The sequence below is a fragment of the Halosimplex salinum genome (genome assembly GCF_003730195.1).
Taxonomy (GTDB): domain Archaea; phylum Halobacteriota; class Halobacteria; order Halobacteriales; family Haloarculaceae; genus Halosimplex; species Halosimplex salinum.
Genome location: NZ_QWGG01000001.1, coordinates 101038 through 124219 on the forward strand (window position 1 = coordinate 101038; position 23182 = coordinate 124219).

Annotated in this window: 19 protein-coding genes; 9 read left to right on the forward strand and 10 right to left on the reverse strand. The window is 69.0% G+C overall.

Annotation, left to right across the window (positions count from 1 at the left end; genetic code table 11):
* Positions 1-163 precede the first annotated feature (163 nt).
* Entirely contained in the window at positions 164-1237 is a 1074-nt protein-coding gene (locus D1409_RS00520) for a Gfo/Idh/MocA family protein (RefSeq protein ID WP_123532994.1), read from the forward strand.
* Positions 1238-1330: 93 nt separating this feature from the next.
* Positions 1331-1531: a hypothetical protein gene (locus D1409_RS00525; protein ID WP_123532995.1), complete on the forward strand. Its 201-nt coding sequence runs from the start codon at positions 1331-1333 to the stop codon at positions 1529-1531.
* Between the two features lie 459 nt (positions 1532-1990).
* Here the strand turns inward: D1409_RS00525 and D1409_RS00530 are convergent, their stop codons facing one another.
* The 5 genes from D1409_RS00530 to trpD form a co-directional block, all read right to left on the reverse strand.
* Positions 1991-3898: an SLC13 family permease gene (locus D1409_RS00530; RefSeq protein WP_235853467.1), complete on the reverse strand. Its 1908-nt coding sequence runs from the start codon at positions 3896-3898 to the stop codon at positions 1991-1993.
* Between the two features lie 261 nt (positions 3899-4159).
* Positions 4160-4792, reverse strand: coding sequence for an anthranilate synthase component II (trpG, locus tag D1409_RS00535; protein WP_123532999.1), 633 nt, complete (start codon positions 4790-4792; stop codon positions 4160-4162).
* A complete protein-coding gene (gene trpE / locus D1409_RS00540) occupies positions 4789-6411 on the reverse strand; it encodes an anthranilate synthase component I (protein WP_206424946.1) in 1623 nt (540 codons plus the stop codon). The genes trpG and trpE overlap by 4 nt, the downstream gene beginning before the upstream one ends.
* Entirely contained in the window at positions 6408-7106 is a 699-nt protein-coding gene (locus tag D1409_RS00545) for a phosphoribosylanthranilate isomerase (RefSeq protein WP_123533001.1), read from the reverse strand. Before D1409_RS00545 ends, trpE begins: the two co-directional genes overlap by 4 nt.
* A complete protein-coding gene (gene trpD, locus D1409_RS00550) occupies positions 7103-8128 on the reverse strand; it encodes an anthranilate phosphoribosyltransferase (protein WP_123533003.1) in 1026 nt (341 codons plus the stop codon). The genes D1409_RS00545 and trpD overlap by 4 nt, the downstream gene beginning before the upstream one ends.
* A 177-nt stretch (positions 8129-8305) precedes the next feature.
* On the opposite strand from trpD, the gene D1409_RS00555 reads away from it, so the two are divergent.
* Together D1409_RS00555 and D1409_RS00560 are read left to right on the forward strand one after the other, a co-directional pair.
* On the forward strand, positions 8306-9772 hold the full coding sequence (locus D1409_RS00555) for a methyl-accepting chemotaxis protein (protein ID WP_123533005.1): 1467 nt from the start codon (positions 8306-8308) through the stop codon (positions 9770-9772).
* A 79-nt stretch (positions 9773-9851) separates the two neighbouring features.
* Positions 9852-10943 carry a M24 family metallopeptidase gene (locus D1409_RS00560; protein ID WP_123533007.1) on the forward strand — a complete coding sequence of 364 codons (1092 nt, stop codon included), beginning with the start codon at positions 9852-9854 and terminating at the stop codon, positions 10941-10943.
* 109 nt (positions 10944-11052) lie between these two features.
* On the opposite strand, the gene D1409_RS24200 is transcribed toward D1409_RS00560, so the two are convergent.
* Both D1409_RS24200 and D1409_RS00565 read right to left on the reverse strand, forming a co-directional pair.
* The gene (locus D1409_RS24200) at positions 11053-11223 is read right to left on the reverse strand and encodes a hypothetical protein (RefSeq protein ID WP_164471510.1); all 171 of its coding nucleotides are present in this window, start codon (positions 11221-11223) and stop codon (positions 11053-11055) included.
* Between the two features lie 112 nt (positions 11224-11335).
* Positions 11336-12685, reverse strand: a complete 1350-nt coding sequence (locus D1409_RS00565) for a hypothetical protein (RefSeq protein WP_123533009.1) — start codon at positions 12683-12685, stop codon at positions 11336-11338.
* A gap of 202 nt (positions 12686-12887) precedes the next feature.
* On the opposite strand from D1409_RS00565, the gene D1409_RS00570 reads away from it, so the two are divergent.
* Entirely contained in the window at positions 12888-13067 is a 180-nt protein-coding gene (locus D1409_RS00570) for a hypothetical protein (RefSeq protein ID WP_123533011.1), read from the forward strand.
* Between the two features lie 18 nt (positions 13068-13085).
* On the opposite strand, the gene D1409_RS00575 is transcribed toward D1409_RS00570, so the two are convergent.
* Positions 13086-14120: an acetate and sugar kinases/Hsc70/actin family protein gene (locus D1409_RS00575; RefSeq protein WP_123533013.1), complete on the reverse strand. Its 1035-nt coding sequence runs from the start codon at positions 14118-14120 to the stop codon at positions 13086-13088.
* Between the two features lie 288 nt (positions 14121-14408).
* Here D1409_RS00575 and D1409_RS00580 point away from each other — a divergent pair, with 288 nt between their 5' ends.
* Both D1409_RS00580 and D1409_RS00585 read left to right on the forward strand, forming a co-directional pair.
* Positions 14409-18311 (forward strand): MMPL family transporter, encoded by a 3903-nt coding sequence (locus D1409_RS00580; protein ID WP_123533014.1) that lies wholly within the window; start codon positions 14409-14411, stop codon positions 18309-18311.
* Positions 18308-19090, forward strand: coding sequence for a TrmB family transcriptional regulator (locus tag D1409_RS00585; protein ID WP_123533017.1), 783 nt, complete (start codon positions 18308-18310; stop codon positions 19088-19090). Before D1409_RS00580 ends, D1409_RS00585 begins: the two co-directional genes overlap by 4 nt.
* 50 nt (positions 19091-19140) lie before the next feature.
* Here D1409_RS00585 and D1409_RS00590 read toward each other — a convergent pair whose 3' ends face one another.
* Entirely contained in the window at positions 19141-19668 is a 528-nt protein-coding gene (locus D1409_RS00590) for a FlaD/FlaE family flagellar protein (protein WP_123533019.1), read from the reverse strand.
* A 227-nt stretch (positions 19669-19895) separates the two neighbouring features.
* Here D1409_RS00590 and D1409_RS00595 point away from each other — a divergent pair, with 227 nt between their 5' ends.
* Together D1409_RS00595 and D1409_RS00600 are read left to right on the forward strand one after the other, a co-directional pair.
* Positions 19896-20792 (forward strand): ParA family protein, encoded by an 897-nt coding sequence (locus D1409_RS00595; protein WP_123533021.1) that lies wholly within the window; start codon positions 19896-19898, stop codon positions 20790-20792.
* Positions 20789-21796, forward strand: coding sequence for a chemotaxis protein CheW (locus D1409_RS00600; RefSeq protein WP_123533023.1), 1008 nt, complete (start codon positions 20789-20791; stop codon positions 21794-21796). The genes D1409_RS00595 and D1409_RS00600 overlap by 4 nt, the downstream gene beginning before the upstream one ends.
* Here the strand turns inward: D1409_RS00600 and D1409_RS00605 are convergent, their stop codons facing one another.
* On the reverse strand, positions 21797-23071 hold the full coding sequence (locus tag D1409_RS00605; protein WP_123533025.1) for an NAD(P)/FAD-dependent oxidoreductase: 1275 nt from the start codon (positions 23069-23071) through the stop codon (positions 21797-21799). It lies immediately after the preceding gene.
* Positions 23072-23182: the final 111 nt, after the last annotated feature.

The following is a 23182-nucleotide window of genomic DNA, read 5'->3' on the forward strand; positions in this document are numbered from 1 at the left end:
AAGCTCTGACGGCCCTCGGAATCGCAAGCGATTCCGAGACGACAGCACGCGCCACCGGGGCTAGCCGACTGCTCGTCGGATCCGAACACTCCCCGCTTGCACTGAATCGGACTGGCGTTCCGGGAGGCGTGGACTTTAGTCCCGTCGCTGTAACGCGGTGGGTATGGCATACGATATCGCGTTTATCGGGACCGGGCCCGAACCGGAGAACCCGGTGTGGGGCGAGAGCGCGGCGATGGCGTACCGCCACGCCGAGGGGTACCGCGAGCGCGAGGACTGCGAGATCGTCGCCGCCGCGGACATCGTCCGCGAGAACGTCGACGCGTTCGCCACGGAGTTCGGCATCGACGCCGACGGCGTCTTCGAAGACTACGAGCGGATGCTCGACGCCGTCGACCCGGACATCGTCTCTATCTCGACGCCGGTGCCGACCCACGCTGACATCGTGCTCGACTGCATCGCGAGCGGCGTCCCCGACGCGATCCACTGCGAGAAGCCGATGGCGACGACGTGGGGCGACGCGCGGCTGATGGCACAGGAGGCGAATCGCCGTGATATCCAGCTCACGTTCAACCACCAGCGGCGCTTCTCGCCGGTGTGGCGCGAGCCGAAACTCGCGCTGGAAGAGGGGCGTATCGGCGACCTCGAACGGATCGAGGTCGGGACGAGCACTCTGCTGGACAACGGCACCCACCACATCGACCTCGCGCACATGTACGCCGGGGAGTCGCCGGTCGAGTGGGTCATCGGCCAGATCGACTACCGCGAGGAGTACGTCAAGTACGGCGCGCACAACGAGAACCAGGGGATCGTCCAGTGGGCCTACGACAGCGGAGTGCAGGGCGTCGCGATGACCGGCTTCGGGAGCGACGGCGTCGGTGAGGGCGTGCGCCACCGCCTCCACGGCACGGAGGGAGTCATCGAGATCACGCCGTGGGGCAACGAAAATGTCCGCGTCCGGCGGGACGGCGGCGACTGGGAGACGCTGGTCGAGGACGTCGAGCACGCGGCGGCGGTCCCGCCGGCGATCGACCACGTGGTCGACTGCCTGCGCGACGGGGTCGAACCGGAGTTCTCCGCCCGGCGGGCGCTCGCGGTGACCGAAGTGATCTTCGCCGCGTGGGAGTCCGCTCGTCGGCGCGGTCGCGTCGACCTGCCCCTGCGGATCGACGACAACCCCCTCGAAGCGATGGTCGAATCCGGTGCGCTGACCCCGGAACCCGCCGACGAGGGCTGACGAGGGGATCGACCGTCGAGCGCGGCTCTCGTCCGTCAGACGACCGTCAGCCGTCCCCGGAAGCTTATGGTGCCGGGCGGGAGTTTAACGGGTATGCTCAACGCGCTGGCGCTCCAGTTCGAGTTTCTGACCCAGCCGGTCGGGATTCTCGGCGTGCTCGTGCTGCTGGCGGCCATCATCCTGATCGGTCGCTTCCTGCTGTCGATGGCCTGGCGACTCGTGGTCATCGGGATCATCGTCGTCGGCACGCTGTACATCCTGAGCGTGCTCGGGTTCAGCCTCGGCATCCTCTGACGGTCGACGTCCGACCGCCGGGACTACCCCGACGGACGCGTTTCCATTCTCGGCTCGCGAGATCCGCTGGACTCGGTAGGCGTTGCGATATCAGGGCGGGTCCGCAGGAGAGCGGTCCTCGACGGCGACTTCGCCGGAGAGCGCGTGGTTCGTGGTCGTGCTGAGGTCGACGCCCGCCGCGCGACAGCGCTCGCTGACCCGCTGGATGTACGTCGAGCGGGCGACGGAGAACTCCTCGCGGTCGTGGCTGTCGATCCAGAAGCGCGCCTGGAGGACGACGGCGGAATCGCTTGCGGTTCCGAGGGCCGTCAGAGCGGGTTCTGACGGTGGCGCGTTTCGTCGCGCGAGCCAGGATAGATTCTCCCGAAGTCACGTCTCCTCCGCTTCGTCGAACGTGCTGTCGTGCTCGGCCGATGCATTCGCGCAGACTACCGCTTCGAGGCATCGAGTGCGCTCACGCTACACGCCCCAGATCACGACGATGCCGAGTGTCGTCACGACGGTCAGCAGCAGTTGCAGCGGTGCACCGACTCGTGCGAAGTCGGTGAACTCGTAGCCGCCAGGGCCGTAGACCATCAGGTTCGTCTGATACCCGACCGGTGAGAGCAACGGCGTGCTGCACGCGAACACGACTGCCAGTACGAACGCGTAGGGGTCCGCACCGAGCCGAACGGCGATGTCGAACGCCACCGGGATCATCAACACGACGCTGGCGTTGTTCGAGAGCACCTCCGTCAGCAGCGCGGTGAACAGATAGGCGAGTCCGAGAACGACCACGATGTGGAGGTCTGCGACGAGGCCGATCACGCTCCCTGCCAGGAACGCCGCCGCTCCCGTCTCCTCCATCGCCATCCCCAGCGGAATGAGACCCGCGAGCAGGAAGATGACGCTCCAGTCGACGGCGTTGTAGGCTTCCTCCTGGGTGAGGACACCTGTCGCGACCATGGCGATGGCACCCGCGATAGCGCTGATGAGGATCGGAAGGATCCCGAGGGCAGCGACCCCGACCACGCCGACGATTATGCCGAGCGCGAGCGGAAGTTTCGCCCGCCGGTAGGTCGGTCGCGTGAAATCGTTGGCGACGATGACGTTCCGATCGTGACCGAGGCGTTCGAGCCCCTCGCGACTCGCCTGGACGAGCAGGATATCCCCGCCCTGGAGCGGTTGCTGGTCCATCCGCGTGTGACGGATCTCCGGGCCACGACGCATCGCGAGCACCGTCCCTTCGTATCGGCGCCGGAAGTTCGCGTCTTCGAGCGTCTCGCCGACGAAGTTGCCGTCCGGGGCGATGATCACCTCGGCGAGCACTTGTGGCGTCGGCCGCGCCGCGAGTGAGTCGCTCGCCGGAAGGGGAGTGCTATCTGCTCCGGGTTGCGCCACGCTCGACGCCTCGAGGTCCCGGTCGCGTCTCTCCATCTGGGGGGCCAGTTCGAGTCCCTCTACGTCGGCTACCGCGACGACAGCCTCCCGGTCGGTTCGCACCAGGAGCACGTCGTTCGGTCGGAGCGCCTTCTCGTCGACGGGCGCTCCGAAGACGTCGTCGTCTCGATACAGGGTCACCAGTTCGAGCTCGGGAGCCACTGCGCCGAGGGCCTCTTGAACCGTCTGGTCGACCAGCGGCGAACTCTCGGGGACGACGACCTCGGTGAGATAGGGTCCTATCTCGTACTCGTCGGTGAACTCTTCACTGGACGCGATCCGTTCGGGGAGCAGATACGGGGAGACGAAGAGCAGGTAGAGCGATCCAGTTGCGAGCACCAGCGCGCCGAGCGCCGTAAACTCGAACATGGAGAACGGGCGACCCAGGTATTTCGGTCGCGCGACGATCGCGCTCGCGAGGAGGTTCGTCGAGGTACCGATCAGCGTGAGCATCCCACCCAGCATGGACGCGAACGAGAGCGGGATGAGAAGCCGCGACGGTGACGTATTCGTCCGGGCAGCGAGATCGTTCACGACCGGAATCATGATCGCCACGACCGGCGTGTTGTTGATGAAGCCGGCCGAGAGCCCGGAGATTCCCACGACCGCTCCGAGCTGCCGACGGTCGTCCTCTCCCACGAAAGCAGCGAGCCTCTCACCGAGCAGTTGGACGCCTCCCGTGCGACGAATCCCCTCACTGAGAATGAACATCATCAACACCGTGATCGTGGCCGGGCTCGAGAAGCCGGCGATGCCGTCCTCGGGAGAGATCGTCGTCCACGGTTCCAGAACGACGAGGACGACGATAACGAGCAACGCGGTGATATCGAGCGGGAGCGGCTGGGTGATGAAGAAAACGACCGCGCCGACGATAATCGCGAAGACGACGAGTAGCTCCGGGGAGACCGACGAGAGCTCTCCGGCCTGACGGAGCAACGACTGAACCACTGTCTTTAGTGCAACCTTGTTTCGAGTTCGCGTCGTGGGGCCTCCGGTGTCGCCCTCTCGAGACGACGTCCCGGCGGTGGGGCGTAGTTGCTTGGAACCGAGGCTCGGCAAGTCTTCGGCCTGCAATGTCAAACAAGTAATTTGTTCTCGTCCAGCGTGTCTGACTCGGCTGGTGTGCACCCCGTATTCAGAACGACTGCTGAGACCTGTCTCCCGCGGAGGGGTTCGACAGAACCGATACGGAGGGGCGTCCGCGAACTCTCAGACGCCGTCGAGGAAGTTGCGGATCACGTCGTGGCCCACGGCGGTCAACACCGATTCGGGGTGGAACTGGACGGCCTCGATGGGGTGCTCGCGGTGACGGATCCCCATCACGAGTTCGACGGTCTCGCCGTCCTCGCCCTCGGTTTCGGTCGTCGCCGTCACCTCGAAGCAGTCGGGGACTTCGGTGGCGACGAGCGAGTGGTAGCGGCCGCCGCGGATCCCCTGGTCGAGGCCGGCGAAGACGCCCTCGGCGTCGTGGTCGATGGGGAAGGCCTTGCCGTGGATCGGTTCGGGCGCCCGTCCGACCTCGCCGCCGTAGGCGTAGACGGCGGCTTCGAGGCCGAGACAGACGCCGAGGGTCGGCACGTCGGGGCTGACCTCGGTGAGCACGTCGGTCGTGACGCCCACGTCGCGGTCGTTCTTCGGGTGGCCGGGGCCGGGGCTGACGACGATGGCGTCCGGGTCGGCGGCGCGTACGCCATCGAGTGAGGCGGTGTTGCGGACGACCTCGGTGTCGGCGTGCTCGCTGACGTACTCGACGAGGTTGTAGGTGAACGAGTCGAAGTTGTCGACGAACAGGACCTGTTTCCGGTCGCTCTCGTCGGCCCGCTCGCGGCCGCGGGCGCTCATCGGGACACCTCCTCGGCGGAGACGGCGGCGGGGTCGGAGTCGTCACCGGCGTCCTCCTCGATGGCTTCGAGCGCGTCGAGGACGCCGCCCATCTTCTGTTCGGTCTCCTCGTACTCGCTGGCGGGGTCGCTGTCGGCGACGATGCCGGCGCCGGCGCGGACCGTCACCCGCTCTTCGTCCCCTGCCTCCTCCACTGTCGCCGACCGGATCACGATGGCGAACTCGGCGTCGCCGGTCCACGTGAAGTAGCCGACGCCGCCGCCGTAGGGGCCTCGCGGCGACCGTTCGAGGTCGTCGATGATCTCCATGGCCCTGATCTTCGGCGCGCCGGAGAGCGTGCCCGCGGGGAACGAGGCGCGGGTCGCGTCGAAGGCGTCCTGGTCGTCGGCGAGCGTGCCCGTCACCGTGGACTCGATGTGCTGGACGTGGCTGTACTTCAGGACGCTCATGAACTCCTCGACGCGGACGGAGCCGGGTTCGGCGACGCGGCGCACGTCGTTCCGGGCGAGGTCGACGAGCATCGTGTGCTCGGCGCGCTCCTTCCCGTCGGCGAGCATCTCGCCGGCGAGTCGGCGGTCCTCGACGGGGCTCGTCCCGCGCTGGCAGGTGCCGGCGATGGGGTTCGAGAGCACCCGGTCGCCGCGGACGGCGACGAGCGTCTCCGGGCTGGCGCCGACGATGCTCAGCCCGTCGTAGTCGAGGACGTACATGTACGGCGAGGGGTTGATCGAGCGCAACGACTCGTACAGCCCCAGCGGGTCGACGTCGCCGTACAGCTCCCGCGTCCGGGAGATGACGCCCTGGTAGATGTCGCCGGCGAGGACGTGTTCCTTGGCTTTCTCGACGGCGTCCTCGTACTCGTCCTGGGGGCCGGCGTCCTCGCGGTGACGGACGAACCCGCCGGTCTCCAGGTCGCTCGCGCCCGAGAGGAGGTCGGCCACGCGCTCGACCTCCGCCTCCAGTTCCTCGTAGCGGGCGGCGGCGTCGTCGCCGGGCTCGAGGATCGGGGTACAGACGAGCGAGACGGTCTCCTCGACCTCGTCGAAGACGAGCGTGCTCGTCGTGAGGACGAACTGGGCGTCGGGGAACCGCGAGTCGGGGTGGTCGAGGCCCACCTCGTCGAGCCAGAGGTCGTAGACGGCGTCGTAGGAGAGGAAGCCGACGAGGCCGCCCTCGAAGTGCTCGCGGTCCATGTCGGGGAACCCGCGGCGCTCCACGTCGGGCATCGACCCGCGGACCTGGTCGAGCGTATCGCCGCCGTTCAACTCGAAGAACGTGTCGTAGCGGTCGTCGAACGTCTCGACGGTCGCGTCGTCGGCGTCGACGGTGACGACGCCCTTCGGGTCGTAGCCGACGAAGGAGTAGCGGGCGTGGCGGTCCTCGGTCGTCGGCGAGAACGCGCCGTCCGGGTCGCTGGAGGCGACCTTCTCCGCGCTCTCCAGCAGGAACGTGTAGTCGGCGCCGTCGATGTCCGTCGTCCGCCCGGACAGCGCGGCGTATGCCTCGAGCGGTTCGAGGTCGGTGTCGAGGTCGGCGGCCGCGCGCACGACGACCGGCTCGTCGGCCTCGGCCAGTTCGACGAACTCCGCCTTCGAGAGGTCCAGATCGGGGGAACTCACGCCGGCACCTCCGCTCGCGTCGCGTTCGCGACGAAGCGCTCGAGTGCGTCGTGGTCCTTCTCGCCGCCGACGCGCTCCCCGTCCGCGTCGAACCGCTCGACGCCGGTCGCGACGTCCACCCCGAAGGGCCGGACGGTCGCGACGGCCTCGGCGACGTTGTCGGGCGCGAGTCCGCCCGCGAGGATCACCGGTACGTCCACGTCTGCGACGAGTTCGCGGGTGCGCTCCCAGTCGTGGGTCTCGCCGGTGCCGCCGCCGCCATCGGCGTCGACGGAGTCGACGAGCAGGGCGTCGGCCGCGTCGGCGTAGTCGGCGACGTCGTCGGCGTCGGCGTCGACGGCGGCGATCAGATCCTGACGCACTCGGCGGCCGAACGCGGCCAGTTCGCTGGGTGAGAGTCCGCCGTGGACCTGGACGGCGTCCGGCCGGAGGGCGTCGACCAGCGTTACGGCTTCGTCCACGCTCTCGGGCATCGTCACGAGGACGCTGGTGACCAGCGGTGGGACGCCGGCGAGGAGGTCGGCGGCGGTCGCCTCGCTCACCTCGCGGGGCGTGTCGACGGGAACGTCGCTGATGACGCCCACCGCGTCGGCGCCGGCGGCGACGACCGCGTCGCGGTCGGTCGCTCGGGTGACCCCGCAGACTTTGACGCGCGTCGCCGACAGTCCGTGGTCCGGTCCGGGCACGTCGCTCATCGGCCCCCGTCGGCGGCGACCCGGTCGCTGACGTCGCGGAGGCTGTCCAGTTTCGCGACGGCGTCGCCGGAGTCGATGGCGTCGGCGGCCGCCGCGACGCCGCCCTCCAGCGAGTCCGCCTGTCCGGCGACGTACACCGCCGCGCCGGCGTTGGCGAGGATGATGTCCCGCTTCGCGCCGGTAACGCTCCCGTCGACGATGCCCTGCAGGTCTGCTGCGTTCTCCGCCGGTGTGCCGCCCGCGACGGCCTCGATGGGGTGGGTCTCCAGTCCGAGGTCCTCCGGGGTGATCGTGTACTCCGTCACGTCACCGTCCTCGACTTCGGCTACCGCGGTCTCGTCGTGGACGGTGATCTCGTCCATGCCGGAGCCGTGGACGATCAGCGCGTGGTCGACCGGCATCTCCGCGACCGCGCGGCCGATCAGGCCGACGAGGTCGGCGTCGAAGACGCCCATGACCTGCGCGTCGGCGCCCGCGGGGTTGGTCAGCGGGCCGAGCACGTTGAAGATGGTCCGCATGCCGAGTTCGCGGCGCGGGCCGATGACAGCCTTCATCGCCGGGTGGAACGCCGGCGCGTGCATGTAGCCGATGCCGGCCTCCTCGATGGTCGCCTCCACGGCATCGGGGTGGGTGTCCATGTCGAGTCCGATCTCTTCCAGCACGTCCGAACTCCCCGACGAGGAGGAGACGGAGTAGTTGCCGTGCTTGGCGATCGGGACGCCGGCGCCCGCGGCGACGATGGCGCTCGTCGTCGAGACGTTGATCGTGCTGTAGTCGTCCCCGCCGGTCCCGCAGGTGTCGACCAGCGGTGCCCGGTCCGGGTCGATGGTCCGGGCGGCCTCGCGCATCCCCTGCGCGAACCCGGCGATCTCCGCCTCCGTCTCTCCTTTCGCGCGCAGCCCCGCCAGCAGCGCGCCGATCTGTGCCTCCGTGGCCCCCTCGAAGACGGCCGTCGCCGCCTCGCGGGCCTCCTCCAGCGTCAGATGCTCCCCGTCCGTGACTGATTCGATGTATGCTTCCATGTGTGTCACCGATGGACTGTTCCGTAGTGTGATGTACGAATCAGTACATCGACTTAAGGGTATCGGGTGTGGACGAATACTCGCCGGCGCGAACGCGTGTGGGGGGACCCGTCGTCATTCTCAGAATTTGTACCGCGGCAGAAGACACTATATGAAAGTTCACGGTACCGCTAATACATGCGATCGACCCTCAAGCGACGGATTGGGGCCGCGCTGGGCGTCCAGTTCGCCCACGCGGTCTACCAGGTGGTGGTGCTCCTCGTCGTGCCCGGACTGTGGCCGCTCCTCGGCGGACTCGGATTGCTCGGAGCCGCGGCGGGAGCGGGGTACGCGTACGTCTCGGTCGTGCGGGCGCTGGACGAACGCGTCTGCGAGCGCCGTGGACTCGAAACCCGGTTGGCCGAGGTCGAGCGCGAGCGCGACGACCTCCGGTCGCGGCTCGACGACGCGAAGACGGAGCTGACCGACCTCCGGGCCGAACTCGAGGGTCACCCCACGAGTCCGCAGGTCGCGACGACCGACGGCGGCGTCCAGACGGCCGAGGAGCCGACTCTCGCGGAGTACGACAGCGACGTCCAGACGGTCGGGATGGCGCTCGACGCGTTCGGCGACGGCGACCTCACGCAGCGACTCGACGCCGAAGACCGGCCGGAGACACTCGCGGCGCTGGCGACGGAGTTCAACGAGATGGCGGCCGCCTTCGAGCGGACGTTCGAGGCGGCCGCAGGCTTCTCAGACGAGGTCGTCGGCTCCTCCGAGCAGGTGACGACCGCGACGCAGGCGGTCACCGACTCCAGCGAGCGGGTCGCCGAGCGAATCCAGCGGATCGCGGACGTGTTCCACGAGCAACACCAGCAGATCAGCGGCATCTCCGAGGAGATGTCCGAGATGTCGGCGACGATCGAGGAGATCGCCGCCTCCTCCGACGAGGTCGCCGAGATGGCCGACCAGACCGAGCGACGCACCGTCGAGGGGATCGAGGCCGGTCGGTCGGCACGCGACACGATGGACGACGCACAGGACCAGATCGCCCACGTGGTCGAGACGGTCACCGAACTCGACGACCAGATGAACGAGGTGGGCCAGATCGTCGACCTCATCGACGACATCGCCGAGCAGACCAACATCCTCGCGCTCAACGCCTCCATCGAGGCCGCCCACGCGTCCACGGGCGCGGACAACAACGGTTTCGGCGTCGTCGCCGACGAGGTCAAGAGCCTCGCCGAGGAGACCAAGGACGCGACCAACGAGATCGAGGACCTCATCGGCGAGATCCAGGAGCAGACCGACGAGACCGTCGACGAGATCGAGGAGATGCAGACGACCATCGACGAGGGGAAGTCGGGCGTCGGCGAGGGGCTCGACGCGCTGGAGTCCATCCTCGAACACGTCCAGCAGACCTCCACCGGCGTCACGGAGATCAGCAACGCGACCGACGACCAGGCAACCAGCTCCGAGGAAGTCGCCTCGATCGCGGACGACGCCGCCGAGACCAGCAAGGAGAACGTCGAGGAGGCGGAACAGGTCGCCGCCATCGCCGAGGAGCAGAACCTCGCGCTCTCCGAGATGTACGTCAACGCGAAGATGCTCACGATGCGCGCTGAGCAGCTCTCCGGCCTGTTCGAACGCTACCAGACGGAGTGAGCAGCGCACCCTCCGATCTACTGACACGCCTCCGGCGACACGCGATGCTTTTACTTGCCGCTGCCGAGCAGTACCCCGCATGGACCACAGCGAAGCCGTCACCGAACGGCTCGACGCACTGCTGACCGACCGCGACCTCGAGGCCGTCTGGTTCGCCCGACCGCCCTCGTTCACCTGGCTGACCGGCGGGAACAACGTCGTCGACCGGAGCGCTGGCGTCGGCGTCGCCGCCGCCGGCTACGACGGCGACGGCGTCACCGTCGTCACGAACAACATCGAAGCGCCGCGCCTCGCCGACGAGGAGCTCTCGGACGCGGTGACCGTCGAATCGATCGACTGGTACGACGGCGGTCTCGCCGACGCCGTCGCCGCTCACAGCCCGAAACCCGCGGCCGCGGACTTCGACGTGCCGGGCCTCGAATCGGTCGACGCGACGCCGCTCCGCCAGCCGATGACCGACGCCGACGTCGAGCGCTACCGCTCGCTCGGCGCCGACGCCGCCGAGGTCGTCGAGAGCGTCGTCCGCGAGGCGAGCGCGGACGACCGCGAACGCGAGGTGGGCGGGCGGCTGCGTGACCGCCTGTTCGCTCGCGGCATCGACTCGCCGGTCGTCCTCGTCGGGAGCGGCGAGCGCGCCAGCAAGTATCGCCACTACACGACTCGCGACGCCGAACTCGGCGACTACGCGCTGGTCTCGGTGACGGCGGTCCGCGACGGCCTGCACGCGAGTATCACGCGAACGATCGCGTTCGACGCGCCCGAGTGGCTCGACGAGCGGACCGAGGCCGCCACGCGCGTCGAGGCGAGCGCGCTCGCCGCCACGCAGTCGGTCGGCCGCGAGGGCGGGACCGCCGGCGACGTGTTCGAGTCGATCCAGGACGCCTACGCCGCGGTCGGCTACGAGGGCGAGTGGCGCAACCACCACCAGGGCGGTGCCGCCGGGTACGCCGGCCGGGAGTGGTTCGGGAACCCCGACGGCGAGGACCCCGTCCACCTGCCGATGGCCTACGCCTGGAACCCGACCGTCCAGGGCGCGAAGAGCGAGGACACCCACCTCGTCACCGACGAGGGGATCGAACTGCTGACCGGGACGGGCGACTGGCCGACCGAGACCGTCGACCCCGTCGGCGACGGACCCGCGATAGCACGTCACACCGTTCTGCATCGCTGAGCGGTCCAGATCTCAGCCGGCGCTGTCGTCCGAAACCGGGCACACGCCAGTTCTATCGGTGCGACCGCTCACCAGAAGAAAGACGCGAGAACCGAGTCCGTCGAACCGTTCAGTCGTCGTCGGCGACCGCGGCCGACTCCGCCGTGCTCGAGGCCGTCACGCGGTAGGCGGGCTTTCGAACGATCTCCGTGTTGTGACAGCGAGCGCAGACGTACTCCGTGAGCTTCGTCGTCTCGTCGTTGTGGCTCATGCGCTCGCCGCAGTTCGAACACTCGGGCATTATATTCCTAGTACACTGCGGCACACTATAAATAGTTACGTTCCACGCCATCGGTGGCGACGAGCGGTGCTCTCCGGGCGTCTGAGTGCGATAGCGGAGGAATGTACGGTCGTCAGTGCGAGCCGCTGGGGATCGGCGTCTGGTCGTCGGTCGTGTCCAGCTGGCGGAGGCGGGCCTCGACGGCGTCGCGGTGGTCGGTCACCGCGTCGAGTTCGTCCGGGACGAGCTCGCGGGCGGGCGCGACGGTCTGTGCCAGCGCGTCGAGGGCCGCTCGATAGCACGATTCGGCGCGCGAGAGCTGGCCACCGTCACGGTGGCGGTCCCCCTGCTGGACGCGCTGTGCGGCGAATCGACGGCGCGTCTCGACGAGTTCCCGGGCCACGGTGTCGATGGCGTCGCGGATGGCGGCCGGGTCGCCCTCGAAGCGCTTGGCCGAGCGCCCCCAGTCGAGTTCGAGCGCCGTCCGGTAGCGGTCGAGCGCGAACTCCAGTTCGTCGGCTCGCTCGCGGAGGTCGTCCGTCTCCTCGGCCCGGTCGCGGGCGTCCTCCGCGTTGTCGACGGGCGCCCGTTCGAGCGCCGCGACGTTGCGTTCGACCCGTTCGAGCTTCTGCCGGAGGCGGTCGGCGACCTCGTCGTCGTGGGCGTTCGCGGCGAGCGCCTCCTCGTAGTCGTCGTGGGCGACGCCGTACGCGTCGTGGGCGGCCTCGTACTCGCCGTCGCGCCAGTGGTCCTCGGCCAGGTCGATGGTGTGGGCGGCGCGCCCCTCCAGCGCCCGGAGTCGAACGTCGGCGATGCGGTTTTCGACGCGTTCGATGCGCGCCGTGATGGCACGGACGCCCGACTCGCTGAGCTCGCGTTCGCTCTGTCGGGCTGCGTCGGTCTCGGCCATCGCGTCGCGGACGGCCGCCATCGCGTCGTCGTACATGCGCGAGCGCGTCAGGCTGTCGGCGTCGTCGACGGCCGCTCTGGCGTCGTCCAGTCGCTCCTCGACCGCGATCCATCGCATCGACGCGGCGTCGAGGTAGTCGACCATCGACGAGAGGTCGTCGCGACACGGGAAGTACCACTGCACGTCCGCCGCGGTCGTGACGACGAACTCGCTGGCGAGCACGCTCTCGCTGTGTTCGACGACCTCCACGTCGGCCAGCGGAACGCTGATCGAGCGGTCGCCGTCGTCGGTATCACCGACGACAAAGAGCAGTCTGGTGTCGGTCGCGAGCGCGAAGGCCCGATACCCGTCCCCGGGTGCGATCTGCTCGGTCTCGTCCCCGTCGATGGTCCCCCGGGAGACGCCCTTCTTGGTGTTCGAGCGCGCGATCACCGGCCGTTCGTCGTCCCCGAGGTACGCCGCGAGCGGTTCGTCTCGCAGGTACCCGTCCGAGAGAATTCCCCCACGCCCCGTCCCCCGGAGCGTCGATTCGTCGACGCCCTCTGGGTTATACGAATTGATAATCGGGGCCATGGGGAGTCGTACACTCCCGGGGGTAATGAGTGACTAGGATCGCTGACTGATACGTCTCAGGACGGCGTACGGACTCGGAGCGGCCCGGTCGCGCGGAGTGACGGGATCGGGTGACGCGCCGACGCGGTAGCGCGGGCCTACATCCGCGGCAGACGCCCGTCTGACGGTGTTTTACAAGTGAACTCACGAAACGAGGCCGTGGATGGCTCGATTCACGATAGAACTGCCCGCGGACCTCCGTGGTGAGGCCGCCGGGCGTGGTGATCGGACGGGCGCGGACGCGACGGGCACGCGGTGTGAACCAGGAACGCGAGAGTACGGCGATCTCGACGCCGCGACGCGCGGATTCGTCTCGTGGTTCGAGAGCTGGGCGGGCGCGTAGACCGGGCGAACTCCGGCCTCAGTGGTTGCTGACGAGGCGGCCCGCGATCCGCTGGGCGCCCAGCGACGGCGAGATATCGGGCTGGCTGGCGGCGACGGCTTCGACCTCGCGGTCGAGTTCCTCGCTCACCCGGCGCTCGAACTCGGAGACGATGCCGGGGATGCAGGCCATCCCGCCGGTGAGGACGATACGGTTGTCCAGCGCGAGCTGGTACACTTTCATGTAGTCGTTGGCGAGTTCGGGGAGGAAGGTGTTGCAGAACTCCTCGACGGCGTCGTCGAGGTACTCGTTGCAGGCGTCCATGACGCTCCGCTCGATGGTGAACTCGTGAGAGCCGCCGCCGGGCTGCTGGATGATGTCCGTGAACGGCTCGAAGGAGTCGAAGTCGGCGTGCTCCTCCTTGTACTCCCGAGCGGTCTGCGTGTCGATGTTGACCCGACCCTGGGTCTCCTCCTCGACGTAGTTGGCGATCATCCGGTCGACCTCGTTGCCGGTGACGGCGCCGGTCGTGAAGGGCGCGAGCTGTTCGCCCCGGCGGTAACCCGACGCTTCGAGGTTCGTCGACCCCATGTTGACCGCGACGAAGATCTCCTCTATCGCCTCCAGGTCGTCGCCGCGGGCGGGGATCGCGCCGCACAGCGACTCGGGGTAGCTCTCGACCAGTGCGGTGCCGATCGAGGAGCTCTCGATCACGTCTTCGAGGTTCTCGAGCCCTTCGGGGTTGTCGATGGTCGGGATGGCGTACACCACGCCGCTGTTCTCGGGCACGTCGTTGGCGTCGATGACCTCCTCGAAGAACGTCTTCGTGAGTTCCGCCCGCTCCTCGTCCTCGGGCAGTCCCGACCGGAGCATGAACTGGACCTCGTCCGGGTACTCGGTGGCCGCCTCCTCGCCGTAGAGGACTCGCTCCTCGCCCGTGAGCGCGTCCTCGTAGGTCGCCAGACACGTCAGCGTCCGGATCGTCTGTATCTCGCCGTCGTCGTCCGGGTACGCGATCACCGTTCGCGTACTCCCGAGCTTCACACCGATCGGAACCGCCTCGTCGTCGCTCATACCCCGGCTAATCCGTCTCCCCGGATAAATGTACCCCGCAGATTATCGTTTCTGTGAACGTCGGCCGGCCCGGAAATTACCGCGCCCGCTCCCGGAAATTAGGAGACGGTGCGCCCGCCGCTGCGCCGCCGGTCGCGTGACTGCCTCGCACCTGCCGACGTCGCCGGCGGCCCGGGTTCCAGCCCACTGACCATTCGGTACGCTTAAGCCAGTCCGTTAGTAGGATTCTAACAACAGACTTGTCGTGATGGGAAAACACAGCCTAATCGTCGACAGGAGGGACAGCTGATGGTCGGTATCGGTGATATCGCGAACGGTATCGTCGCACGCAGGCGGCTGGTGATCGTCGCGTTGCTCGTCGTGATCGGCGCGGTCGGCGCCGGTGCCGCGCAGGTCGAGGACTCCTCGTCGCTCTCGCAGTTCGAGACCGACTCGACGGAGGCCGAGAAGCTCGACTACGTGAACTCGAACTTCGGTGCGGACGAGGACACCACGACCGTACAGGTAGTCGTCCGCGGTGACGACGTGCTCAGTCGCGAGGCGCTGCTCGACCAGTTGCGGTTCGAACGGGCCGCGCTCGACGACTCGGAGATCAACCGGACGCTCTCGGAGTCGCAGGCGCCGGTCGGGATCGCGAACGTCGTCGCGACGGCGGCGATCCGGCATGAACAGGGCGAGAACCTCAGTGAGCGCGGAGCGGCGTTGCGCGCTGACCAGCGTCGCCTCGAGCAACGGGGCGCTCGACTGAGCGACGCGCTCAACCGGACCCGCGGGCTCCAGCAGTCGTACGTCGAACTCAACCGCTCGCACGCACGCGACGAGGTCGACGACGAGACCTACCGCCAGCGCGCCGCGGCGATCGAGCGGAACCTGACCGCCACGCGAGAGGCGGCGACGACGGGACTGTCGGCCGACCAGACCGCGACGTTCGCGGACCTGACCGGGGAGGCTCGGTCGCTCCAGTCCCAGCAGGCGGCGCTGAACGCCTCCTACGCGCAGGGGGAGATCAACGAGTCGACCTACCGGGAGCGAAGCGGGGAGATCGCTGCCCAGTTCGGAACGGTGTACGCCGGGATCGAGCGCGTCCTCGCACCCGACGCCCGCGCTCTAGAGGAGCGAGCGGCGGCACTCGAGTCCGACAGCGAGCGCCTCCAGCAGCGCGTCGAGAACGGGTCGATGCCGCCGCTGGCCGAGCAGACCGAACAGCTCGAATCGATGAACGCGTCGGCCGTCGAGTCGACCGTCGAGCGCGTCCTCGGTGCGGACGGGAGCGGTGACGCGTTCGCGCTGATGCCGACGGGCTACGAGCCGGGGGCGACCTCGGCCGAGGCGTCGATGATCGTCCTCACGCAGACCACCGATTCGGCGGTCTCCCAGGGGTCGGCCAGCGAGCGCATCCAGCGCTCGCAGACCACGATCCAGAGCCTCGCCCACCAGGAACTCGGTGACGAGACGATGACCTTCGGTGCCGGCATCATCGCCGACGAGACCAACCGGTCGATGGAGGACAGCCTGGTCGTCGTCGGCCCCTTCGCGGCCGTGTTCGTCCTGATCGTCCTCACGTTCGCCTATCGCGACCTGCTCGACATCGTGCTGGGCGTGGTCGGACTGGCCCTCGTCTTGCTCCTCACCTTCGGGTACATGGGCTGGATGGGGATCGCGTTCAACCAGCTGTTCGTCGCCATTCCGGTGCTCCTGATCGGGCTCTCTATCGACTACGCGATCCACGTCTTCATGCGTCACAGGGAGGAGCGCGGACTCGCGACCGACGGCGACGACGCCTCCGTCGCCGGGTCGATGCGGACCGCGCTGGCGGGCGTCGGCACCGCGCTCGTGCTCGTGACCGCGACGACGGTCATCGGCTTCCTCTCGAACCTCACCAGTCCGGTGGGGCCGATCCGCGAGTTCGGCGTCGTGAGCGCGGTCGGGATCGCCGCCGCGCTCGTGGTGTTCGGTGCGCTGATCCCGGCGCTCAAGGTGGAGGCCGACAGCCTGCTGGAGCGGTTCGGGTTCGACCGCCGGAAGCGCGCCTTCGGCACCGGCGGCGGCGCGTTCAGTCGAGTGCTCTCGGTCGGTGCGACCGCGGCCGAGCGGGCGCCGTGGGCCGTCATCGTCCTCACGCTGCTGGTCAGCGCCGGCGGCGCGTACGGCGCGACCAACGTCGACACCTCCTTCGAGCAGAAGGACTTCATCGCCGAGGAGCCCCCCGAGTGGATGGACTCGCTGCCCGAGCAGATGCGCCCGGGCGAGTACTCCATGCGCGCGACCTTCGAGTACGTCAACGACAACTTCCTCCGGGAGGACGCGACCGCCGAGTTCCTCTTCGAGGACGACGTTGCCAGCGCGGACGCGCTGGAGCGGGTGAACCGAACCGGAAGACTGGCCGCCGAGAAGGACGCGACGGTCAGACTCTCCAACGGCGAGGCCGACGTGCGGAGCCCGCTCACGGTCATGCGCTCGGTCGCGGCGACCAACGAGACGTTCAACGCCACCTTCGCGGCCGCCGACACCGACGGCGACGGCGTCCCCGACCGGAACGTCGAGGGCGTCTACGACGGCCTGTTCGCCGCGGCGCCGGGTGAGGCCGGCGAAGTCGTCCATCGCGAGGACGGCGAGTACCGCGCGCTACGCCTGACGGTCTCGTTGAAAGGCGGCGCGTCGGGGTCGGCGGTCGCGAACCAGATGGACGACGTCGAGTCGGCCGTCACCGGCGACGGCGTGACCGTCACCGCGACCGGTCGGCCGATCGTCGACAAGATCGTGCAGGACGACCTGCTCCAGACGGTCGTCGAGAGCTTGATCATCACGCTCGTCGTCTCCTTCGTCTTCCTGATGGTCGTCTACCGCGTCGCCGAGGGGAGCGCGACCCTGGGTCTGGTGACCCTGCTGCCGGTCGTGTTCAACGTCTCGTGGATCCTCGGGACGATGTACCTGCTGGACATCCCGTTCAACCTCCTGACGGGGATGATCACCAGCCTGACCATCGGGCTCGGAGTGGCCTACAGCATCCACGTCAGCGAGCGGTTCAGCCTCGAACTCGACCGAAACGGGTCGGCGAGCGACGCGATGCGAACCGCTGTCACCGGGACCGGCGGGGCCCTGCTCGGGAGCGCCGCGACGACGGTCGGCGGGTTCGGCGTCCTCGTGTTCGCCATCCTCCCGCCGCTCCAGCAGTTCGGCTTCATCACCGGGCTCACCATCGTCTACGCGTTCTTCGCGAGCGTGTTCGTCCTCCCGAGCCTCCTCGCCGTGTGGTCGCGGTACGCGGGGCCCACCGGGGCCTTCGAACCGGACGATTCGGCTGGCGAGGACCCGATCGGTGCCGGTGCGTCCGGCGCCGACTCGTTCGACGGCGGTCCGGTCGGCGGCGACGGAACGGGCGCAGCCAGTTCGGTCGACACCGCTGCCGCGAGCGCTGCCGACGCTCCGGCGCCCACCACGACTGACGCGACCGACGCTGCACCCGCGTCCGGCGTCCCGACGGCGACGGCGCGGACGAACGGCGACGCGCCGCCGTTCGCGACCCGCTCGCTCGACCCGGGGCGCGTTCGCCCCGGAGGCACCGTCCGCGTGACCGTCTCGCTCCCGTCGGCGTCCGGGCGGGTCGTCCTCCGCGACGCCCCGTCGGTCGGGACGATCACGCTCGACAGCGTCTCGCCGGAGCCGATCGAGCGGGTCGCCGCGGACGGTCGGGTGTACGCTCTCTGGGGCCTCCCGTCCGACACCCGAGCCGAGGTCGAGTACACGCTCGCGGTCCCCTCGGACCTCGGGGACGGTGAGTCGGTCGCGTTCGACGGCGAGTTGCTGTTCCCGGACCACGTCGTCCCGGTCGCCGGCCCGGACGTCGTGCCGGTCACGACGGACGTGGCCGAGAGCATCCTCGCTGACGGTCGCGTGGACGAACGCGACCTCGCCGACGCGGGCCGGCACTTCGCCGAGGGCGGCCTCTCCGTCGACGAGTTCGAACGCGTGTATCACACGTGGCTCGACGAACACGCCAGCGACGACGGCGTGGCGACGGACGGTCAGGCGTCGACGGACGGCCAGGCGGCGTCTGACGGACAGACGTCGGCGGACGTGCGGACGAACGGCGCCGACGGCGATTCGACCGCCGAGGACGGCTACGAGCGACCCGACACGGAGCGGCGGACGGACGGTCGCCGGACCGACGGACGGGACGGTGACCGATGACCGACGCGGACGAGGACGCGGCGGCCGAGGCGCTCCAGCGACTGGGACTCTCGAAGTACGAGGCGGCGGTGTTCATCGCGCTGGAACGGCTGGGCACCGGGACCGCCCGCGACGTCGACCGGATGACCGACGTGCCCCGCTCGCAGGTGTACGGCGCGGCGGAGAACCTGGAGGAGCGGGGGCTCGTCGAGGTCCAGCAGTCCAACCCCATCCAGTACCGGGCGGTCCCGCTGGAGGAGGCCCGCGAGACGCTCGCCGAGCGCTTCGAGCGCGAGCAGGAGCGGGCCTTCGAGTACCTCGAGACCGTCCGCCGCGGCACGGACCACGAGGACGAACACCAGGAGGGCGTCTGGACGGTCCACGGGCAGGACAACGTGTCCTCGCGTATCCGGCAGATCGTCGCCGACGCCGAGGAGCGAGTCCTCTTCGCGAGCAGCCCGGAACTGGTCGACGAGGAAGTCGTGGCCGCGCTCGGGGAGCGGGCCGAGGAGGTCGACGTGTGGGTCTCCGGCGAGTACGTCGAAGACCCGGACGTCGCGGCGGCGTTCGAGGACTCTCCAGTCCAGATCATGTCGTTCCCGGAGGAGCTGACGGCCAGTGCGGCCGGCCGGATGCTCGCCGTCGACGGCGACACCGTCCTGCTGAGCGTCCTCGGCGGCGAGGACCTGCCGGGCGTCAGGATGGAGACCGCGATCTGGAGCTCGGATACCGGGATCGCGACCGTGCTCCTGCAGTTGCTCCGCAGTCACCTCGGCGAAACGGTCGAAGAGAAAGTGTAGCGCCGACCACCCCCGCGGTCGGCGTCTCGGTCGTGGCGGGACTCGGACCGTTACTGCATCCCGGTGAGCTTCGCGATGTACACCAGACTGAGCATGTGGTCGTCGACGTCGAGGTCGGCGTCGTCGTTCGACCCGTTCTCGTCGATGCCGAGCAGGTAGTCGTTGAGCTGTCCGGAGACGTCCTCGGTGATCCAGTCGATCGACTCGTAGTAGTGGAGCGCGTCCGCGGCGCCCTGGTACCCGGCGTGCATCAGGAGGAACTCCAGCCACTCGAAGACGACGAACTCCGCGGCGTAGGTGTCCGGGACGCCCCGCAGATACGGCTTCTGCAGGTCGTCGTTCGCGCCGACCAGCGGGAGGAGCTCGCGGTACAGCCCCGCCCGGAAGGAGTCACCGGCGGACATGCTCACGTCGCCGCCGTCGTCCAGCGGTCCCCACTCCATCTCCGTCGGGTCGTCCGGTCGCGGATCCTCCGTGCGAGGGTCGTCCGGCCGCGCCCCGCCGGCGTCGGTGTCTTTGCGCTTGCGCGCCATCTCGCGTAGCTCGTTGAGGTCGTAGTCCCGGGGGTTGATCGTCATCGATACTGTCCGTATTCGACCCCGTCCTGATAAATCTTGCACACGGTCAGACGCCCGTCTGACGGCGTTTCCGCCGCGATCGGCCGTCTACCGAACGGACGCGGTCTTCGGGTTTCGGTCGTCGGTCGGTCTCGAACTCGGGCCGACGGCCGCGCCGCCGGCCGATTTCAGCTTCTGATAGCCCGGCGCGTATTTTTATAAGCCGGTAGGGCCGACAGCGGAGTAACGTGGCGACAAGTACCGGACCGGCGCGCGTCTGCGTGACCAACGCGAAGGGCGGGACTGGCAAGACGACCGTCGCGATCAACGTCGCGGCCGCGCTCGGCGAGCGCGGCCGGGACGTGTTGTTCGTCGACCTCGACCCACAGGGCAACGCGACCGAGGGGCTGGGACTGCTCGACGACTACGACGCCGCGCCGCCGTCGCTGTTCGACGTGCTGACCGACGCCGACCAGCGCGACCGGCTGGGCGACCTGATCGTCGAACATCCCGAGATGGACGTGGTGCCGAGCAACATCGACATGCTCCAGGCCGAGCGCGAGTTGACCATCGCGGATCTGGTCGCCCGGGCGACCGCCGGCGACGTGGGAATCGACCCCGAGGCGCTGTCCGCGCTCGCGGTCAACGTCACGCCCGATACGGTGTCCGGCGGGCACGCGCTCGACACGCTCGACGAGGCGCTCGCGGCCGTCGAAGACGACTACGACTACGTCGTCGTCGACTCGCCGCCGTTCTACGGGAAGCTGACGGACACGGGCATCTACGCGACGCGGAACATCCTCGTCCCGGCGCTGACCGAGGCGACCTCGGAGCGGGCGATCGAGTTGCTCGTCGACCAGATGGGCGCGCTGGAGGCACAGACGGACATCGCCGTCGACACGCTCGGCGTGGTCGCGAACCGCGTCGAGACGACCGGCGAGGACGAGGCGATGCTCGAGTGGTTCGAGGCGGTGTTCGCCGACGACCCAGTCTGGGAGGTGCGCAAGCGCGTCGCGCTCCAGCGGGCGTTCTCGGCGGGCGAGTCGATCTTCGCCTACGACCCGTCGGTCGACATGGCCGACGTGTTCCTGGACATCGCGGCGGACCTGGACCGGCAGTTCGGCTACACGGAGGTACCAGCATGACAGACGACGACGAACGCATGGACCGCGCCCGGCGCATCCGCGAGATGCGCGAGGGTTCCCGGCCACAGACCGACGGATCGAGCGACGAACACGACGCCGACCGAGCCGCCGAAGACGAGAGCGCCGACGCCGAATCGGACGACGAGACGACTTCGGAGGCCGAATCCGCCGACGAACCTGCGAACGCCGAATCGGCTGACGAACCTGCGGACAGCGAATCCGCCGACGAGACGGCCACGGAGACCGAACCCGCGGTCGACGAGTCGTCCGATTCCGCCGAGTCGGCCGACGACGCGAGTGACGCGGACGCCGACAGCGTCGACCGGGCCGCCGCCGAGGCCGTGGCGAACCTGGACGTCGACGAGGCGGCGGTCGAGTCGGACGACGGCGACGGGACGATCCACATCCCCGGCGCGGACGTGGGCGACGTGGACGTCGACGTCGAGGAGATGGCCCGCGAGGCCGGACTGACGTCGACGAACGCCGACGAGGCAGCCGATTCTGACGACGAGTCGGCGGACGACGCGGGCGTCGGAGTGACGGGGGCCGCCGGCCGCGCGGACGCGTCGGAGACGGAGACCGGCGAGGAGACCCGGGTACTGGAGTTCTCGCTCGGGAGCGAGCAGTACTGTCTCGACATCGAGTACGTCGAGGAGATCGTCAAGCGCGAGACGGTGACGCGAGTGCCCAACACGCCCGACTGCGTCGAGGGCGTCGTCGACCTGCGCGGCCAGATCACGACCATCCTCGACCCGAAGCACCTGCTGGACATCCCCGAGGAGGGGAGCAAGGACCTGATCGTCGTCTTCGACCCCGAGGCGTTCGACGACCAGGGCGCCGTCGGCTGGGTCGTCGACGACGTGAACCAGGTGACCCCCATCACCGAAGACGAGGTCAACCCCTCGCCGGTCGACCAGGACCACGTCAACGGCGTCGTCGACCGCGACGGCGAGTTCGTCATCTGGACGACGCCCGAACTCGATCTGGACGAAGTGGCCGGCTGACTACTCCGTCTCGCTCTTCTCGACCGAATCGTCGTCCTCACCGTCCGGCCATCCCACCTCCTCGCGCACGAGGTCGACCGCGTTCTCGACGGCGCCGACGCTGGAGAGGTAGCCCGCGCCGACGGAGGTTTTCAGCGCCTTCGCGGCCTGTCCTCTCAGTACCGTTGGACCGACCTGCGCGACGGCGCCGTCGCCGATGCTCACGAGCCAGCCCAGCGAGTCGAAGCGGTAGCCGTCGAGTCGGGGTTCGAACCCGCCGGTCCCCGAGCGCTCGTGCTCGACGAGGCGGGCGATGTTGTCGGCGGCGACGCCGGCCTCGCGGATGGCCGCCTGTGCGCTGGCGGGGACGGCCTCGCCGTTCGTGTCGACGATGCGCCCGGCGTCGCCGACGACGAAGGTGCCGTCCTCGTAGCGGAGCGTGTTGCGGACGACCGGGCGCTCGCCGTCGAGCGCGTCCGACCCGCGGATGCCGCCCGTCCACACGAGCTGCTCGTACGCCATCGTCTCGTCGTCGGTGAAGGTGATCGCGTCGTCGTCGGCCCGTGCGACCGCCCGACCGGTCTCGACGCGGACGTCCCGTGCTTCGAGTTCGTCCCGGACCGCCCGCTGGAAGTTCTCGGGGAACCGCGGCGCGACGGTGGCCTCCTGTTCGAGCAGGACGACCTCTGTCGACTCGCGGGCGCCCTCGTCGCTGGCGAGCGCGGCGAGTTCGCCGGCGACCTGCACCCCGGAGAGACCCGCGCCGCCGACGACGACGCGGGTGGGGTCCACCGGGTCGCCCGCCGCGACGGCGTCGAGGAAGTCCGCGCGCACCTGCTCGGCGTGGTCGATGCGCTTGAGCGGCGTGGAGTGCTCTTCGACGCCGACGAGGTCGTAGTAGTTCGTCGCCGCGCCGAGGCAGACCGCGCCCACGTCGTACTGGAGACGGGTCTCGCCCGCCGTCGCCGTCGGTTCGCCGACGACGGTCGTCGATTCGTCCTCGCCGTCCGTCCCGGGGACGACGTCACCGTGGTCGAGCGTGGCGACGCCCGCCGCGGTGTCGAGGTCGGTGACCGTCGCCTCCCGGACGATCGCGCGGTCGAGGACGTCGTGGAGGTCGACCACGATCTCGTCGGCGAGGCCCGGGCGGCGGACCACGCGGTGGAGTTCGTGCTGAACGAGGTGACTGCCGTCCTCGTCGACGACCACCAGCTCCGCGTCCGCGGGGAGTTCCGATTCGAGTTCGCGGGCGAGTGTCAGTCCGGCGTATCCGGCACCGAAGACGGCGACGCGCATGCCGGAACTGAGGCTCGGACCGAGAAAAGCCCACTGACGGGGAGGACCGAGCCGGCGTGTTCGCGCGTTCCCGAAACCGCGACTCCGCGGACCCTTGAAATACCGCGCCCG

What these genes read in the sequence shown, in the direction of transcription:
- D1409_RS00605 (WP_123533025.1), bottom strand. Translation starts at nt 23,071, where the DNA reads ATGCGCGTCGCCGTCTTCGGTGCCGGATACGCCGGACTGACACTCGCC.
- D1409_RS00565 (WP_123533009.1), bottom strand. Translation starts at nt 12,685, where the DNA reads ATGGCCCCGATTATCAATTCGTATAACCCAGAGGGCGTCGACGAATCG.
- D1409_RS00580 (WP_123533014.1), top strand. Translation starts at nt 14,409, where the DNA reads ATGGTCGGTATCGGTGATATCGCGAACGGTATCGTCGCACGCAGGCGG.
- trpD (WP_123533003.1), bottom strand. Translation starts at nt 8,128, where the DNA reads ATGGAAGCATACATCGAATCAGTCACGGACGGGGAGCATCTGACGCTG.
- D1409_RS00585 (WP_123533017.1), top strand. Translation starts at nt 18,308, where the DNA reads ATGACCGACGCGGACGAGGACGCGGCGGCCGAGGCGCTCCAGCGACTG.
- D1409_RS00570 (WP_123533011.1), top strand. Translation starts at nt 12,888, where the DNA reads ATGGCTCGATTCACGATAGAACTGCCCGCGGACCTCCGTGGTGAGGCC.
- D1409_RS00575 (WP_123533013.1), bottom strand. Translation starts at nt 14,120, where the DNA reads ATGAGCGACGACGAGGCGGTTCCGATCGGTGTGAAGCTCGGGAGTACG.
- D1409_RS00555 (WP_123533005.1), top strand. Translation starts at nt 8,306, where the DNA reads ATGCGATCGACCCTCAAGCGACGGATTGGGGCCGCGCTGGGCGTCCAG.
- D1409_RS00545 (WP_123533001.1), bottom strand. Translation starts at nt 7,106, where the DNA reads ATGAGCGACGTGCCCGGACCGGACCACGGACTGTCGGCGACGCGCGTC.
- D1409_RS00600 (WP_123533023.1), top strand. Translation starts at nt 20,789, where the DNA reads ATGACAGACGACGACGAACGCATGGACCGCGCCCGGCGCATCCGCGAG.
- trpG (WP_123532999.1), bottom strand. Translation starts at nt 4,792, where the DNA reads ATGAGCGCCCGCGGCCGCGAGCGGGCCGACGAGAGCGACCGGAAACAG.
- D1409_RS24200 (WP_164471510.1), bottom strand. Translation starts at nt 11,223, where the DNA reads ATGCCCGAGTGTTCGAACTGCGGCGAGCGCATGAGCCACAACGACGAG.
- D1409_RS00590 (WP_123533019.1), bottom strand. Translation starts at nt 19,668, where the DNA reads ATGACGATCAACCCCCGGGACTACGACCTCAACGAGCTACGCGAGATG.
- D1409_RS00520 (WP_123532994.1), top strand. Translation starts at nt 164, where the DNA reads ATGGCATACGATATCGCGTTTATCGGGACCGGGCCCGAACCGGAGAAC.
- D1409_RS00525 (WP_123532995.1), top strand. Translation starts at nt 1,331, where the DNA reads ATGCTCAACGCGCTGGCGCTCCAGTTCGAGTTTCTGACCCAGCCGGTC.
- D1409_RS00560 (WP_123533007.1), top strand. Translation starts at nt 9,852, where the DNA reads ATGGACCACAGCGAAGCCGTCACCGAACGGCTCGACGCACTGCTGACC.